At 68.9% G+C, this 15199-nt stretch carries 15 protein-coding genes; 10 read left to right on the top strand and 5 right to left on the bottom strand.

Annotated features, from left to right (window positions below; translation table 11 throughout):
• Window positions 1-74: 74 nt before the first annotated feature.
• A complete protein-coding gene (locus tag AC3ERS_RS12940; RefSeq protein WP_431967422.1) occupies window positions 75-1277 on the top strand; it encodes a L,D-transpeptidase in 1203 nt (400 codons plus the stop codon).
• Between the two features lie 24 nt (window positions 1278-1301).
• Here the strand turns inward: AC3ERS_RS12940 and mscL are convergent, their stop codons facing one another.
• Both mscL and AC3ERS_RS12930 read right to left on the bottom strand, forming a co-directional pair.
• Window positions 1302-1763: a large conductance mechanosensitive channel protein MscL gene (mscL, locus tag AC3ERS_RS12935; RefSeq protein WP_431966965.1), complete on the bottom strand. Its 462-nt coding sequence runs from the start codon at window positions 1761-1763 to the stop codon at window positions 1302-1304.
• A gap of 207 nt (window positions 1764-1970) precedes the next feature.
• Window positions 1971-2705, bottom strand: coding sequence for an SDR family NAD(P)-dependent oxidoreductase (locus AC3ERS_RS12930; RefSeq protein ID WP_431966963.1), 735 nt, complete (start codon window positions 2703-2705; stop codon window positions 1971-1973).
• A 97-nt stretch (window positions 2706-2802) separates the two neighbouring features.
• Between AC3ERS_RS12930 and AC3ERS_RS12925 the strand changes: the two genes are divergently transcribed.
• From AC3ERS_RS12925 to AC3ERS_RS12900, 6 genes are all read left to right on the top strand, one after another.
• Window positions 2803-3624: an alpha/beta fold hydrolase gene (locus AC3ERS_RS12925; protein WP_431966961.1), complete on the top strand. Its 822-nt coding sequence runs from the start codon at window positions 2803-2805 to the stop codon at window positions 3622-3624.
• A 125-nt stretch (window positions 3625-3749) separates the two neighbouring features.
• Complete coding sequence (gene mshA, locus AC3ERS_RS12920; RefSeq protein WP_431966959.1) at window positions 3750-5162, top strand: D-inositol-3-phosphate glycosyltransferase; 1413 nt, start codon at window positions 3750-3752, stop codon at window positions 5160-5162.
• Window positions 5159-5662, top strand: coding sequence for a type III secretion system chaperone family protein (locus tag AC3ERS_RS12915; protein WP_431966957.1), 504 nt, complete (start codon window positions 5159-5161; stop codon window positions 5660-5662). The genes mshA and AC3ERS_RS12915 overlap by 4 nt, the downstream gene beginning before the upstream one ends.
• A gap of 765 nt (window positions 5663-6427) precedes the next feature.
• Window positions 6428-7321 carry an ROK family protein gene (locus tag AC3ERS_RS12910; protein ID WP_431966955.1) on the top strand — a complete coding sequence of 298 codons (894 nt, stop codon included), beginning with the start codon at window positions 6428-6430 and terminating at the stop codon, window positions 7319-7321.
• Between the two features lie 43 nt (window positions 7322-7364).
• Window positions 7365-8102, top strand: a complete 738-nt coding sequence (locus tag AC3ERS_RS12905; RefSeq protein WP_431966953.1) for a phosphoglyceromutase — start codon at window positions 7365-7367, stop codon at window positions 8100-8102.
• 343 nt (window positions 8103-8445) lie between these two features.
• Window positions 8446-10497 carry a CocE/NonD family hydrolase gene (locus tag AC3ERS_RS12900; protein WP_431966951.1) on the top strand — a complete coding sequence of 684 codons (2052 nt, stop codon included), beginning with the start codon at window positions 8446-8448 and terminating at the stop codon, window positions 10495-10497.
• Between the two features lie 61 nt (window positions 10498-10558).
• Here the strand turns inward: AC3ERS_RS12900 and AC3ERS_RS12895 are convergent, their stop codons facing one another.
• Complete coding sequence (locus tag AC3ERS_RS12895; RefSeq protein WP_431966949.1) at window positions 10559-11218, bottom strand: NADPH-dependent F420 reductase; 660 nt, start codon at window positions 11216-11218, stop codon at window positions 10559-10561.
• Between the two features lie 89 nt (window positions 11219-11307).
• Here AC3ERS_RS12895 and AC3ERS_RS12890 point away from each other — a divergent pair, with 89 nt between their 5' ends.
• The 3 genes from AC3ERS_RS12890 to AC3ERS_RS12880 all read left to right on the top strand — a co-directional run bounded on the left by AC3ERS_RS12890 (window position 11308) and on the right by AC3ERS_RS12880 (window position 13952).
• A complete protein-coding gene (locus AC3ERS_RS12890; protein WP_431966947.1) occupies window positions 11308-11850 on the top strand; it encodes a winged helix-turn-helix transcriptional regulator in 543 nt (180 codons plus the stop codon).
• Between the two features lie 180 nt (window positions 11851-12030).
• A complete protein-coding gene (locus tag AC3ERS_RS12885) occupies window positions 12031-13266 on the top strand; it encodes a sensor histidine kinase (RefSeq protein ID WP_431966945.1) in 1236 nt (411 codons plus the stop codon).
• Entirely contained in the window at window positions 13263-13952 is a 690-nt protein-coding gene (locus AC3ERS_RS12880; protein WP_431958626.1) for a winged helix-turn-helix domain-containing protein, read from the top strand. The genes AC3ERS_RS12885 and AC3ERS_RS12880 overlap by 4 nt, the downstream gene beginning before the upstream one ends.
• A gap of 241 nt (window positions 13953-14193) precedes the next feature.
• Here AC3ERS_RS12880 and AC3ERS_RS12875 read toward each other — a convergent pair whose 3' ends face one another.
• On the bottom strand, window positions 14194-14526 hold the full coding sequence (locus AC3ERS_RS12875) for a hypothetical protein (RefSeq protein ID WP_431966943.1): 333 nt from the start codon (window positions 14524-14526) through the stop codon (window positions 14194-14196).
• Window positions 14527-14656: 130 nt separating this feature from the next.
• Entirely contained in the window at window positions 14657-15103 is a 447-nt protein-coding gene (locus AC3ERS_RS12870) for a hypothetical protein (protein WP_431966941.1), read from the bottom strand.
• Window positions 15104-15199: the final 96 nt, after the last annotated feature.

Below are 15199 nucleotides of genomic sequence, written 5' to 3'. Positions count from 1 at the left end.
CGCGATGACCAGCACGATCGTTAGCCAGGCGTAGATTCGATGCGGTGAGTAAGCGTCCCGTGACCCGTCGACCGATGGCCGCCGTGTCGGCCGTATTGCTCGTCGTGATCGCGCTGGTGGCGGGTTGCTCCGCCGGCGGCGACGGCAAGCCCGGCGCCGCATCCGGTCCGGTGGCCGAAGTGACCATGACACCCGCCGACGACGGCGAGGACGTCAACCCGGTCGCACCCGTCTCCGTGACGGTCGCGGACGGAGTGATCGACCAGGTGGCGCTCACCAACGCGGCGGGCAAGCAGGTGCAGGGCGAGCTGAGCCAGGACAGGCGCACCTTCCGCATCACCGAACCGCTCGGCTACGACGCCGCCTACACCTGGTCGGGCACCGCCGTCGGCGCCAACGGCAAGTCCGTCCCGATCGACGGCTCGTTCCACACGCTCACCCCGAAGAGCACCGTCCCCGCGACGGTCAATATCGGCGACGGCCAGGAGGTCGGCATCGCCGCGCCGATCATCCTCCAGTTCAAGTCCCCCGTGACGAACAAGGCGGAGGTGGAGAAGGCGCTGACCGTCACCACCGATCCGGCCACCGAGGGCGCATGGGCCTGGTTCCCCGACGACAACGGCGGCTCGCGATTGCATTGGCGGCCGAAGCAGTACTGGACGCCCGGCACCACCGTGCACGTCGCGGCCAAGTTCTACGGACTGGACCTGGGCGGCGGCCACTACGGCTACTCCGACCTCACCTCGGATTTCCGCATCGGCCGCAGCCAGATCGTCGAGGCCAACGCGCCGAGCCATCGCATGCGCGTGGTGCGCGACGGGCAGACCGTCTTCGATTTCGCGGTGAGCTACGGCGAGGGCAACGAGGCGCGCAATGTGACGCGCTCGGGCGTCCACGTGGTCACCGAGAAGTACGAGGATTTCCTGATGTCGAATCCGCCGTATTACACCAACGTCAGGGAACGGTGGGCGGTGCGCATCTCCAACAACGGCGAATTCATCCACGCCAACCCGGAATCCCTGTCGGCGCAGGGCTCGGCGAACGTCACCAACGGCTGCATCAACCTCTCGCCCGCCGACGCCCAGGCGTATTTCCCGACCGCGCTCTACGGCGACCCGGTCGAGGTCACCGGCACCTCGATCGCTCTCTCCGCCGCCGACGGCGACCTCTACGACTGGACCATCGACTGGGCCACCTGGAAGACGATGTCCGCGCTGGACGGTTCCGCGGCCCCGGTCGTCTCCGCGACGCCGGTCACGCCGGGTCCGCCGCGGTAGGCGCACCTCCGGCCGGGATCGTCCCTACCGCTGCGAGCTGCCGACTGTGGGGTCGACCCGGTCGAGCTTCGCCAGCGTTTCGGCGTTCTGCGTGGCGCGGGCGTCGGCGCTCTGCTTGGCGAGCAGGTCGCGGATCTCGATGAGCAGTTCGATTTCGGTGGGCTCGGCGGCCTTGGTGGTGCCGAACCGGTTCTTCAGGGTCTTCATCGGCAGGATGAGCACGAAGTAGAGGACCGCGGCGATCATCACGAAGTCGATGATCGCGGTGACGATCGGGCCGACGGCGATGAACGTCGCGGGCTTGCTCGGCACCAGGTGGAAGCCGAGGCCGAGTTCGTTGGCGTTGCCGAGAACGGCGAGCAACGGGTTGACGACGCCCTTGGTCACCGCGGTCACCACCGCCGTGAACGCGGTGCCCATCACGACCGCCACGGCGAGATCGATGACATTGCCGCGCATCAGGAACTCTCTGAAGCCCTTGAGCATGAGTCGAACAACTCCAATCTGGTGTAGTCGAATTTCAGAAAAACCATCCGATGCTAACCGCGACTCCGCAACTCGGCGAATTCACAGCAAACGATCTTGTGGATGATTTCCGGCAATAAGGACACCATCGAGCCGTCGGTCGTGCGCCCTGGACTCGTCCGCCCGCAGCATCGGCGGGCCCGCCGCCGCGCGCGGCGAGCGAGCGGCTCAGGAACGCCGCGCGAATCGTCCCGGATCGGCCTGATCCCGCGGCTTCACGATGATCTGGTCCAGATTCACGTGCGGCGGCCGTGAGGCGACGAACCCCACGATCTCGGCGATATCCGCGGCGACCAGCGGATCGATCCCCTCGTACACCTTCGCCGCCCGCTCGGCGTCGCCGTCGAAACGCACCAGCGAGAACTCGGTCTCCACCGCGCCGGGCGCGATCTCGGTGAGCCGCACCGGCTGGCCGAGCAGCTCGCCGCGCAGGGTGCGGTGCAGCACGGCCTGGGCGTGCTTGGCCGAGGTGTAACCGGAACCGTTGTCGTAGGTGTGGAACGCGGCGACCGAGGTGATGGTGACGATCAGGCCGTCGCCGGACGCGATCAGCTTGGGCAGCAACGCCTTCGTGACGCGCAGCGTGCCCAGCACGTTGGTCTCCCACATCCAGCGCCAGTCGTCGAGATCGGCCTCGCTCACCGGCGCAAGGCCTTTCGCGCCGCCCGCGTTGTTGACCAGCACGTCGACCGTCGGCACCGCGTCGGTGAACGCCGCGACGGACTCCTCCGAGGTGACGTCGAGTTCCATTGCCGTGCCGCCGATTTCGTCGGCGAGAGCCTTCAGTCTGTCGAGCCTGCGCGCGCCGACGTACACGTGGTAGCCCTGTGCCGCGAGTTCCCGCGCGGTGGCTTCCCCGATGCCCGAACTGGCTCCCGTGACGACGGCGGTGCGATTGCTCATGGGGGCGATCTTATGTGCGGAGTGTTTGCGGGTGCCGCGCGCTGTCGCGCGGATCACCCCGCGCGGATCGTCGGCGCGCGCCCTTACGCTGGGTGCCATGGCACTTCGGGAAGCGGTCAGCGCGGACGGCACCACCATCGTTTATCGGGTCGACGGCCCCTCCGACGGGCGGCCCCTCGTCCTGGTCCACGGCTGGTCGGCGAGCCTGCGCTGCTGGGGCGGCGCGGCCGACGATCTGGCCGGCCGCTTCCGGGTGATCGCGGTCGATCTGCGCGGTCACGGCTATTCCGGCGTCCCGGAGATCGGCTACGACGACCCCAAGAACTGGGCCGCCGACCTCGCCGCGGTGCTCGCGGCCGAGGGGATCGCGTCCGGCGCGGTGCTGCTCGGCTGGTCCTACGGCGGCATCGTGATCAGCGACTACCTCACCGCCTACGGCACGGGCGCGGTGGCGGGCGTGGTGTTCACCGGCTCGATGGCCAACATCGGCCGCGACGTGCCCGGCGCGGCCACCGGAACGGCCATGCAGCAGGCCATCCCCGGCGTCTTCGAGACCAGCGCGGGCCGCGCCACCAGGGCCTTCGCCGTGTTCGGCAACGCCAATACCGGTCCGGGTCCGGACAAGGGCGTGGACGCCCAGCGGCTCTTCGGCATCAGCCTGTCCACCCCGCCCTCGGTGCGCAAGGCGCTGTTCTACCGTTCCGTCGACAACACCGAAACCCTTCGCGCCCTGGACATTCCGGTGCTCGTGCTGCACGGCGAAGCGGACCCGGTGGTGCCCGTCGAGAACGGCCGCTACATCGCGGAGAACACCCCGCACGCGCGCACCTCGTTCTGGCCGGATGCGCAACACGGTCTGTTCATCGAGGACCGCCCGCGCTTCGTCGCCGAAGTCACCGAGTTCGCCGACAGCCTGTAGCCCTTCGGTACGCACATACATTCGAATCGCAGGTCAACGCGTTCGGCGAGCCCACCGGCTCGCGGTGTGTGATGACTCTCACTTGGCCGGTAGGCGGCGTCGGGAGCGGTTAGCCACCGTGCACTATGGATGGTGTGAGTCAACGTGCAGACCTACGGCCGAATCGGATAGCCGTGCTGTCGGTGCACACCTCACCGCTCGCGCAACCGGGCACCGGCGACGCGGGCGGCATGAACGTCTATGTGCTGCAAACGGCTCTTCAGCTGGCACGACGCGGGACCGAGGTCGAGATCTTCACCCGCGCCACCTCCTCGAACGTGCCTCCGGTACAGGAGGCGGGACCGGGCGTGCTGGTACGCAATGTGGTGGCGGGCCCGTTCGAGGGGCTCGACAAGCACGACCTGCCCACTCAGCTGTGCCCGTTCACCGCGGAGGTGCTGCGTCAGGAGGCGCGCCACCAGCCCGGCCACTACGACCTGGTGCACTCGCACTACTGGCTGTCCGGTCAGGTCGGCTGGCTGGCCAGGGATCGCTGGCGGGTGCCGCTGGTATTCACCGCGCACACCTTGGCCGCGGTGAAGAACGCCGCGCTGGCCGAGGGCGACTGCCCCGAGCCCGCCACCCGCGAGATCGGCGAGAAACAGGTCATCGCCGAGGCCGACCGTATGGTCGCCAACACCGCCGAAGAGGCGCGTCAGCTCGTCGAGCTCTACAGCGCCGACGCCGAACGCATCGACGTGGTGCCGCCAGGCGCCGACCTGGCCCGCTACCGCCCCGGCGACAAGGCCGCGGCCCGCGCCGAGCTCGGCTTGGCCGCCGACGAGAAGATCGTCGCGTTCGTCGGCCGCATCCAACCGCTCAAGGCGCCCGACGTGCTCGTGCGCGCCGCCGCCGAGTTACTGCGCACCGATCCCGCCCGCAACCTGCGTGTGCTGATCGTCGGCGGGCCGTCCGGCTCCGGCCTCGAGCGTCCCGACGCGCTGATCGAGCTCGCCGCCGAACTCGGCATCACCGACCGCGTGACCTTCCTGCCGCCGCAGCCGCCGGACCGGCTCGTCCAGGTGTACCGCGCCGCCGACCTGGTCGCTGTGCCCAGCTACAACGAGTCCTTCGGCCTGGTCGCCATCGAGGCGCAGGCCACCGGCACACCGGTGCTCGCCGCCGACGTGGGCGGTCTCGGCACCGCCGTCCGGCATGGCGAGACCGGACTGCTGGTGGCCGGTCACCGCATCCCGGACTGGGCCGCCGCGCTCGGCACGCTGCTGGACGAGCCGCGCCGGCTGCGTGCGATGCGCGACCGTGCGGTCGAGCACGCCGCGAACTTCTCCTGGGAGCACACCGCCGACGGTCTGCTCGCCAGCTACGCCGCCGCACTGTCCGATTTCGGCGCGGGCGAGTCCGGCGGCGCCCGGCCGACGGTGCTCGACGGCCCGCTCGCGACGGAACGCACTAGCCTGTCCGGTGCCACGCTCCTCGGCGAGGGCGGACAGGTCAGATCGCGGGCGCTGTGGCGGCGCAGGATGGGAGTGCACCGATGACCGATACCCAGGCCACCGCGCGGCTGATCGACGAGACACTGCGGGACCGGGAGATCGAGTACACCCGCCCGAGCGAGGACGTCTTCGTCGTCGTCCTGCCCGGTGAGCGCAAACTGAAGACGACGCTGATGCTCACCGTCGGCAAACACGGCGTGCGCGTCGAATCCTTCGTCTGCCGCAAGCCCGACGAGAACTTCGAGGGCGTCTACAAATTCCTGCTCCGCCGCAACCGCCGCCTCTACGGCGTGGCCTACACGCTGGACCGGGTCGGCGACATCTACCTGGTCGGCCGCATCGCCACGCACGCCGTCACCGAGGACGAGCTCGATCGCATCTTCGGCCAGGTGCTCGAGGCGGCCGACGCCGACTTCAACGTGCTACTGGAACTCGGCTTCGCGGAATCCATTCGGAAGGAATGGAAGTGGCGGGTCTCCCGCGGCGAGTCACTGAAGAACCTGCGCGCGTTCGAGCACCTGGTGGAATCCTCCGAGAACTCCTGACCGCCCGCACCCGATTGGGGTCCGGCAGCCACTCGGCGGTGAGCCCGATGGTGCGCGGCAACCTTCTGACGCGAGCTGGCGATGCCCGCCGATCCAAGCCTGACGGTGCCTCGCGCTGCCAGATGCTGACTGCCTGATGATGCGCCGACCGTTGGGCGCGAAGCCTGGCGGTGCGCACTGGGCGCTGGACAACTAGGCCGCCGGACGCGGGATCCGACGGTGCCCGTTGAGCGCTGAGCGTGCCCCCGCCAAGCCTGATCGTGCCCATCGCCCGCCCAGTGTTGGGGCTGGAGATGCTGGCCGGCCGCGCTGGGAGGTGAGAATGATGGTGCTCGCCGAAGGGTTGGCTGTGCTCGCCGAGCGCGCGAAGGCTGTGGTTGATGATTGCCTGCCGCGTACTCAGTCCCGATGGTGTCTGGGAACCGCTGGGCGCCAGGCCTGGTGGTGTTCGACTGCCGACTGCCGACTGCCGACTGCCGACTGTCGACTGCCGTGGCTGATGATTGCGTGTCGCGTGCTGAGTTCGATGACGTCCGGCTACCGCTGGGCGCGAGGTCCGATGGTGTGCCGGATGTGGAGGCTGATGATGCTCGACTACCGCCGGATGGGGAGGCCGATGGTGTTCGTCGACCGCCGGGCGTGGAGACCGATGGTGCCGGTCGGCCGTCGGGCAACTACCGTTGGCGACCGCACAGCAAGATCATTCGGCACCGGACCGTCGCGCCATCGCGGCGGTCCGGTGGCGTTGGGAAGTGGGGGTTTCAGATGACCGTTCTCGCATTGGACATCGGCGCGACCAAGATCGCGGTCGGATTGGTGGGGGCCGACGGGATGACGCACGAGGTCGGCCGCATCCAGGTGCCGCCGACCGGCGTGTGGGACGCGGTGCGCGGGCTGCTGCTCGCGGCGGCCAACGGGTCCGATATCGACCTCGTCGGCATCGGCGCGTGCGGTCCGGTGGACGCGCCCGCGGGCATCACCACCCCGCTCAACATTCCGGAGTGGCGCGACGGATTCGCGCTGGTGCCCGCGGTGCAGGAAGTGTTCCCGGACGCCTCGGTGCGCTTCGCCATCGACGGCGTGTGCCTCGCGCTGGCCGAGCGGCATTTCGGCGCGGCGCGGGAGACGCCGGACGCGCTGGCCATGACGGTGTCCTCCGGCATCGGCGGCGGCGTCGTCGTGGGTGGCATGGTCGCGGTCGGGCACACCGGCAATGCCGGTCACATCGGCCACATGATCGTCCCGGGGTCGACCGATCCCTGCGCCTGCGGCGGCGTCGGCTGCGTGGAGGCGGTGGCCAGCGGCCCGTCCTCGGTGCGGTGGGCGCGCGAGCGCGGCTGGGAGGGCAACACCGGCGTGGAGTTGGCCGTCGACGCCCAGGCGGGGGACCGGATCGCCAAGGCGGCGCTGCGGCGCGCGGGAATCGCGCTGGGACAGGTGATCTCGTCGGCGGCCGCGCTGCTCGACGTGGACCTGGTCGTCGTCGGCGGCGGTTTCGCCCAGTCCGGCGAGCCACTGTGGCGACCGTTACAGGAGGCGCTCGGCGCGCACGCCCGCATCGACTTTCTCCGCGACCTGCGCGTGGTCCCTTCGGAATTGGGCGATCAGGCCACCTTGGTCGGCGCCGGACTGCTCACTGCCCTCGCTCCGGCACCCTGACCAGGGCTCGGGCGCGAAGGCCGCGCGTGGCAGGATGACCGTCATGACGTACACCCTCGTGCTGCTGCGCCACGGCGAGAGCGAATGGAATGCCCTGAATCTGTTCACCGGCTGGGTGGACGTGCACCTGACCGACAAGGGCATCGCCGAGGGCAAGCGCGCGGGCGAGCTGCTCGCCGAGCACGGCATCCTGCCCGACATCGTCTACACCTCGGTGCTGCGTCGTGCCATCTCCACCGCGAATATCGCGCTGGACGCGGCCGACCGGCACTGGATTCCGGTGGTGCGCGACTGGCGGCTCAACGAGCGTCACTACGGCGAGCTGCAGGGCAAGAACAAGGCGCAGATCCGCGAGAAGTACGGCGACGAGCAGTTCATGCTGTGGCGTCGCAGCTACGACACCCCGCCGCCGCCGATCGACCCGGCCAACGAGTACAGCCAGGAAGGCGACCCGCGCTACGCGGGCATCGAGGTGCCCAAGACCGAGTGCCTGCTCGACGTGGTGAACCGGATGGTCCCGTACTGGGAGTCGACCATCTCCAAGGAGCTGCTCACCGGTAAGACCGTGCTGGTCGCCGCGCACGGCAACTCGCTGCGCGCGCTGGTCAAGCACCTGGACCAGATCTCCGACGACGACATCGCAGGCCTGAACATCCCGACCGGCATCCCGCTGCGCTACGAGCTGGACGAGAACCTGCGTCCGGTGCGTCCGCGCGAGTACCTGGACCCGGAGGCCGCCGCGGCGGGCGCGGCCGCCGTCGCGAGCCAGGGCGGTAAGTAGTACGAAACCGAGAATGCGCCGCGGTCGGTAATCGACCGCGGCGCATTTCTCGTTCGGCGGGGCGGTCGATCCGGGCGCCGCCATGCCTGTGTTCTCGGCGAGAATCGCCGCGCTTCGGCCCGCTCTCCGGCGTGTACATGCGCGCGGCCGCGGCCGATGCGGTAAACCTTCATTCCGGCGCACGGATCTCGCGAAGACCCACATACCCAGTGGCTATCGCGTGCTGTCAGGCATATGTGAATTGCGATTCCATCAGCTCTCCGTGAATCCGGGAGTTCTTACCGACTGGTAAGTTGTGTATGCTTCCGGACGTTCGACCAGTCCGAGAGGTGGATCACGTCCGATGAAGTACGCGTTACGGGCCACAGTCGCGGCGCTCGCCGCCGCCGTGCTCGTTCCTTTCCTCGCCACTGGCGCGACCGCCGCGCCCGCCGCGACCGGTCCCGACGGCGGCGCCGCCGGAGCGGCGTGGACCGCGACGGAGGACGGCGCCCAGCAGTACCCGAACGTGCACATCGAATGGGATGTGCCGGTCACGATGAGCGATGGGACGGTGCTGAAGGGCAACGTCTACCGGCCCGCCGACGCCTCCGGACGACCGATCGACGCGCCGACGCCGACCATCGTCAACCTGACGCCCTACACCAAGCTGGTGTCGAACCTCGCCGACCACGCGCAGTCCGTTCCGGTGCTGTCCGACGCGCTGCTCGAGCTGTTCCGGCAGATCGATTTCAGCGGCACCCCGCTGTCCGGCGTCACCGACCTCACCAAGGCTTTCGGCGGCGGCGAACTGCGCAACTTCACGGTGGACCGCCAGCTGATCAAGAGCGGGTACTCGCAGGTCGTCGTCGACGTGCGCGGCACCGGCTTCTCGCAGGGCGAGTGGGACATGCTCCGCGCCCGCGAGCAGCAGGACACCCTCGAGGTCATCGACTGGGCCTCGCGCCAGCCGTGGTCGGACGGCAAGGTCGGCATGAACGGCATCTCCTACTCGGGCATCAACCAGGTGCAGGCCGCGGCGCAGCAGCCGCCCGCGCTGAAGGCGATCTTCCCGGTGGTGCCGGGCAGCGACCTGGTCAACGACGTGCTCGCGCCCGGCGGCGGCTTCGGCTTCAACTTCATCCCGCTGTGGCTCACCGCGATCAACACCCTCAAGTGGGCGCCGGATCTCCAGTCCATCGTGAACGGCCAGTTCGACTGGGAATGGCTCGCCGATCGAGCCGCCTCCCCGCTCACCTTCATGGACGTGTTCCTGAACGCCTACACCGCAACGCGTTTCGAGGACGCCGACCCGCGCCTGCTCGGCCTGCTCAGCCACAACAGCCCCGAACGCGGCGACTACGTCAGCGATCCCAGACAGATCCAGGTGCCGACCTTCGTCGTCGGCGGCTGGCACGACCTGTTCACCTACTCGGAATCCCAGATCTACAACGAGATTCCGCTGCCCGCTGGTCAGAAGCAGCTGCTGATGGGCAACACCTATCACGTGAACTCCGGCAACGAGTACGGCAAGCCGGGCCTGCCGCCGCGGCTGGACGTGTTGCAGCGCGCGTGGTTCGACAAGTGGCTCAAGGGCATCGACAACGGCATCGACAGCTACGGCCCGGTCACCCTGCGTCAGCAGGGCGGCGGATGGGTCACCCAGAACGGTTTCGGCGCGTCGGCCGTCGGCGAGGCCGCCGCGCAGCACCGCCGCATGTACCTGTCCGCGGAGCCCAGCGGCACCGCGCGCAGCGTCTACGACGGCTCGCTCACCGGCGACGCGAACGCCGACACCGCGCGGCTGACGGTCGGGCCCGGCCTGACCACCGTGTGCTCCAACGATGCCGCGCAGGGCAGCGCGGGCATCCTGTCGATCATCGACGGCTGTGCCAAGGATTCCCGTATCGCGGAGTTGAACGCGCTCACCTTCACCAGCGCGCCGGTGGCCGACACGACCACCATCTCCGGCCCGATCGCGGTGCGGCTCAACACCGTTCAGGACGCGGCCGACGGCTACTGGACGGTGACCGTCAACGACGTCGCGCCCGACGGCCAGTCGACCGTGCTCACCTCGGGTCAGCTGATGGCCTCGCTGCGGCAGGTGGACGAGGCCAACAGCACCCGCTCGGCCAACGGCGACTACACCGACCCGCGGCCGTTCACCTCGCTGGAGACCAGGCAGCCGACCGTGCCGGGTGAGGCCGCCACGCTGGACATCACGCTCAGCGCCACCGAGGCGGTTCTACAGCCGGGCCACCGCCTGCGGGTGGACGTGTTCGCGGGGAACTTCCCCAAGGGCCTGCCGGTCCTGCCGATGCTGCTCGACACGGAGTTGAAGCCGCAGCACGTGCAGCTGGACCCGGAGCGCCCGAGCTTCGTGAACATTCCGGTACGCGGCAATCACGGTTGGTGAATCCCGTCTCCCGAGGGGCGTCTTCGAAACAGAAGGTGCCTCACCAGGCGTCTGCCTCCCATCAATCGCGCGCGGCAAACGCGGCGGCGAGCGGTGGGAGCATCGCCCGGCTGTCGTGCCCGGCGAACCAGAGCCCGACCGTCAGAACCGAAGCGGCCTCCAAGTACCGAGCCCGATGCAACCCACCCGCCGGAAACGGCCGCAGCTTCAGGTCCTCGGCCAAACCGGCGACGAGGCGTACGGCATCCGGGTCGTCGCCGCAGACGGGAACGGAGAGCGGGCTGCCCTCGAAAGCGCGCTCCTGCGCCGCCCACACTTCGGCCGCGCAGATGTTGAAGGCTTTCACCACGTGTGCCGTGGGGACGGTGGCGGCGATGCGTTCGGCCACCGCGTCCTCGCCGAGGACGAAATTCATCGTGCCGTCGGGTGCGGCGGCGTCGGGCTCGAAGGCGTTGGTGCAGTCGATGAGGACGCGGCCGTCGAGGCCGGTGGATCGGAGGACGGCGTCCAGCGCGTCGACCGGAACCGCGAGCAGCACCGCCTCCCCGAACCCGGCCGCCTCGTCGATGCTCCCGCCTCGTGCGCCGTGACCAACTGCGTCGGCCAGTTCGACAGCCCCTTCGCTGCGCCGCGCGCCGAAGCGGACCTCGTGCCCGGCCGCGGCCCAGCCGCCGCCGAGCGCCCGCGCCATCGCGCCCGTCCCGATGATTCCGATTCGCATTGTGAACTCCTCGTTGTCGAATGTGGTTCTGACGGTAGAGAGTTCGATAGGCACCTCCGGGTGCCCAACGGCGGTGCCATGCTGAACACATGACCGCGTCACCCGCCGACACCGGCAGCGCGAACGCCGGACCGATGTCCCGCGCAGCAATGGCACCGCAGCCGGAAGGCGCTGCCCAGTCCCCGCTGACCCGGTTCCACGACCCGGACCCCACAACAGCGCATGAACCCGTGGCGAGCGTTCCGATGCCGAACGAGGCGGAACCGGTCCGGATCGACTACCCGCCCTACGGCGACTACGAATCGGACTGCCCCGCGCGGATGGGCGTCGACCTGTTCGGCAACTCCTGGCTGCCGGTGATCGTCTACATGCTGAGGGACGGGCCGATGCGTCCCAGCGAGCTGCGCACCGCGATCGGCGGGATCAGTCAGAAGATGCTCACGCAGACCCTGCGCCGGATGGAGCAACTCACGCTGGTGCGCCGCCGCCGCTACGCCGAAGCGCCGCCGCGCGTCGAGTACGAACTCACGGTGGCGGGCCACGATCTGCTCGGGCCGATCTACGCGCTCGGCGAGTGGGTCGACAAGCACGGCAGGGCGGTGAACGCGGCCCTCGCGGGGGAGGGGGATTGACCGCCGCCATCGATCTCGTCCACCGGCCGGGGCTGATCTTGCTCGCGGCGACGCGCGACGCCACCCCTAGTCGGAACAATGCGTAAACACACGGCTAACGGCCCTGGAATGCCCTATGACCTGCATGAAACTTCGTGAACCCGGCGTTGGTCGGTCGGTTGGCGACCGTACGATTCAAGTGTGAGTGTTCCGCAGGTCGTGTTGTTGGCAGTTCTTGCGGCTGTCGTCGGCCTGGCAGTCGGTGGGCTGCTGATTCCGTACGTGAACGCCCGTCAGGCCGCCCGTCGGCAGGCCGATTCCGGGCTGACCATGTCGCAGGTGCTCGACCTGATCGTGCTCGCCTCCGAGAGCGGCATCGCGGTGGTCGACCAGTACCGCGACGTGGTGCTCGTGAACCCGCGCGCCGAGGAACTCGGCCTGGTCCGCAACCGCCTGCTCGACGAACGCGCGTGGGCCGCGGTGGAGAAGGTGCTCGGCAGCGGGGAGTCCGCCGAATTCGACCTGACCGCGAAGAACCCGATGCCGGGCCGCAGCAGGATCGCGGTGCGCGGGGTGGCACGGCCGCTCTCGCTGGAGGAGACCGGTTTCACCGTGCTGTTCGCCGACGACGATTCCGAGCAGGCCCGCATGGAGGCCACCCGGCGCGATTTCGTCGCGAACGTCAGTCACGAGCTCAAGACCCCCGTCGGTGCGATGAGCCTGCTCGCCGAGGCGCTGCTGGAATCCGCCGACGATCCCGAGGCGGTGCGCCACTTCGGCGAACGCGTGCTCGGCGAATCCCGCCGCCTCGGCAAGATGGTGACCGAGCTGATCGCGCTCTCGCGACTACAGGGCGCGGAGAAGCTGCCTGAACTCGAGGTCGTCGACGTCGACACCGTCGTCATGCAGGCGGTGGACCGCTCGCGCACCGCGGCCGAGGCGGCGGGCATCACCGTCAGCACCGATCGGCCGAGCGGGCTCGAGGTCCTCGGCGACGAGACGCTGCTCGTCACCGCATTGTCCAACCTGGTGGAGAACGCGATCGCCTACTCGCCGACCGGTTCGCACGTCTCGGTGAGCCGGTCGCTGCGCGGCGACCATGTCGCCATGGCGGTCACCGACCGCGGCATCGGCATACCGAAGGAAGACCAGGAGCGGGTGTTCGAACGGTTCTTCCGTTCCGACAAGGCGCGTTCGCGCGCCACCGGTGGTACCGGCCTGGGGCTCGCTATCGTCAAGCACGTGGCGGCCAACCACAACGGTGAGATCACCCTGTGGAGCAAGCTGGGCACCGGGTCGACGTTCACCCTGCGAATACCCGCCCACCTCGAGACCGACAGCGACGAGGAAGCCGAAGGCCCCGTGGTGAGCACGAAGGAAACCGGCCCGCGCCCCCAGGGGACGGGCAGACCGAATGGTGTGGAGGCACGCAGATGACGAGTGTTCTGATCGTCGAGGATGAGGAGTCGCTGGCCGATCCGCTCGCGTTCCTGCTGCGCAAGGAGGGCTTCGAGGTCACCGTGGTGGGCGACGGCCCGTCCGCGCTCGCCGAATTCGACCGCTCCGGTGCCGACATCGTCCTGCTGGACCTGATGCTGCCGGGTATGAGCGGCACCGACGTGTGCAAGCAGCTGCGCACCCGCAGCGGCGTGCCGGTCATCATGGTGACCGCGCGGGACAGCGAGATCGACAAGGTGGTCGGCCTGGAACTGGGCGCCGACGACTACGTCACCAAGCCGTACTCGGCGCGTGAACTCATCGCGCGCATCCGCGCGGTGCTGCGCCGCGGTTCTGGCGAAGAGCTCGAAGGCGGTAGCGAGAACGGCGTGCTGGAGGCCGGTCCGGTCCGGATGGACGTGGACCGCCACACCGTGCTGGTCAACGGCAAGCCGGTGACGTTGCCGCTCAAGGAATTCGATCTGCTCGAGTACCTGCTGCGCAACTCCGGCCGGGTGCTGACCCGCGGCCAGCTGATCGACCGGGTCTGGGGCGCCGACTACGTGGGCGACACCAAGACCCTCGACGTGCACGTCAAGCGGCTGCGCTCGAAGATCGAGGCCGATCCGGCCAAGCCCGAGCACCTGGTGACCGTGCGCGGTCTCGGGTACAAGCTCGAGGCCTGAGCGCCGAGACAGCGAACGGACCCCGGTTCCACGTCCTCACCCCGAGCGCGGAACCGGGGCCCGTTCATGCTGTGTGCGTAGCGAGCCCCCTGAAGGCGTACCTCCGCCTTCGCTCCGGCCGTGCGCGGTCTGGTGGCGGACGTTGTCCGGCAACGTCTTCGATGCGTACCGCCGCCGCACTGGCAGTCGGCGGATCTTGCCCGGACGGCGTCCGATCGGCGGACGCCGTCTGCGGCGTTTCCTACGGGAGGTAGACCCAGGTCGGGCCGATGCCGGGAACGTCGGTCTTGCGCAGCGTGATCCAGCCGAGATCGTCTTCCTGCATGCAGTCGTAGAGCGGGACGCTGGTGCCGTTGCCGCGGCAGGCGATGGTGCGGCCGGTGCCGTAGGGGCTCATGATGACGTTCTTGCCCTCTTTCGCGGCATTCACCGCGGACGGATCGGTCGCGGGCACGAAAGTGGCGGTGAAGTCCGAGAATTTGGTCGGATCCGCGTCGGGCTCGGCGTGGGCGCCGCCGGCCATGGCCATGGTCGCGCCGATGACGAGGGTTGCGAGGGTGAGCGCTTTCTTCATGAACCGAGATCAAACCCGAAATGGGTGACGCGCGCATGGCGAACAGATGACCTGCCGGGTGTGCTCGGCTCACCCGCGCTGGTCAGGGGAGTGTGCAGACCGCGAAGTCACGGTCTGCACACCGAGTCTTTCAGCTGCTGCCGAGCAGTCCGCCGAGCAACTTGCCCGCGCTGCCGGTGCCGCTGAGGGAGGAGCTGCCCGAACTTCCGGTGCCGCCGCTGCTCGCCTTGGACACCTCGACCACGATGGACTTGGTGGTGCCGCCCTGCTCGACGGTGATGATGTGCTGGCCGGGCGTGCTCGGCTTCCATTCGATGGTCGCGCTGCCCGGCGGCCACGGAACCTTTGGCCCGCCGATGAATTCGCCGTTGTCGCTGAAGTAGACCAGCAGGCCGCCGGACGCGCCGCCGACCTCGGCTGTGATGGTGTACGTGGTGCCGACCTTGTGGTCGCTGCCCTCGACCGAGACCGACTGCACGGCCGCATACGCCGACGGCGCCGCGAGCACGGTGACGGCGGCGGCCAACGCGGTGAGTCCGGCGCCCGCCCCGCGCCGGATGATGCTGAGTGATGTCATGGTGCTCCTCCTGTGCCGACCATGTCGATCGACTGGACCCTACTCTTTGAAGCGGAGATATTTCAGATTTCGGCGTGAGTTCGGCCGCGCCGAAAT

The organism is Nocardia sp. bgisy134, assembly GCF_057708325.1.
The sequence above is the reverse complement of the archived record's forward strand: the minus strand, read 5'-3'. Positions and strand labels throughout refer to the sequence as shown.

Coding starts and splice junctions, on each gene's coding strand:
- AC3ERS_RS12940 (WP_431967422.1), top strand. CDS start 75: ATGGCCGCCGTGTCGGCCGTATTGCTCGTCGTGATCGCGCTGGTGGCG.
- mscL (WP_431966965.1), bottom strand. CDS start 1,763: ATGCTCAAGGGCTTCAGAGAGTTCCTGATGCGCGGCAATGTCATCGAT.
- AC3ERS_RS12930 (WP_431966963.1), bottom strand. CDS start 2,705: ATGAGCAATCGCACCGCCGTCGTCACGGGAGCCAGTTCGGGCATCGGG.
- AC3ERS_RS12925 (WP_431966961.1), top strand. CDS start 2,803: ATGGCACTTCGGGAAGCGGTCAGCGCGGACGGCACCACCATCGTTTAT.
- mshA (WP_431966959.1), top strand. CDS start 3,750: ATGGATGGTGTGAGTCAACGTGCAGACCTACGGCCGAATCGGATAGCC.
- AC3ERS_RS12915 (WP_431966957.1), top strand. CDS start 5,159: ATGACCGATACCCAGGCCACCGCGCGGCTGATCGACGAGACACTGCGG.
- AC3ERS_RS12910 (WP_431966955.1), top strand. CDS start 6,428: ATGACCGTTCTCGCATTGGACATCGGCGCGACCAAGATCGCGGTCGGA.
- AC3ERS_RS12905 (WP_431966953.1), top strand. CDS start 7,365: ATGACGTACACCCTCGTGCTGCTGCGCCACGGCGAGAGCGAATGGAAT.
- AC3ERS_RS12900 (WP_431966951.1), top strand. CDS start 8,446: ATGAAGTACGCGTTACGGGCCACAGTCGCGGCGCTCGCCGCCGCCGTG.
- AC3ERS_RS12895 (WP_431966949.1), bottom strand. CDS start 11,218: ATGCGAATCGGAATCATCGGGACGGGCGCGATGGCGCGGGCGCTCGGC.
- AC3ERS_RS12890 (WP_431966947.1), top strand. CDS start 11,308: ATGACCGCGTCACCCGCCGACACCGGCAGCGCGAACGCCGGACCGATG.
- AC3ERS_RS12880 (WP_431958626.1), top strand. CDS start 13,263: ATGACGAGTGTTCTGATCGTCGAGGATGAGGAGTCGCTGGCCGATCCG.
- AC3ERS_RS12875 (WP_431966943.1), bottom strand. CDS start 14,526: ATGAAGAAAGCGCTCACCCTCGCAACCCTCGTCATCGGCGCGACCATG.
- AC3ERS_RS12870 (WP_431966941.1), bottom strand. CDS start 15,103: ATGACATCACTCAGCATCATCCGGCGCGGGGCGGGCGCCGGACTCACC.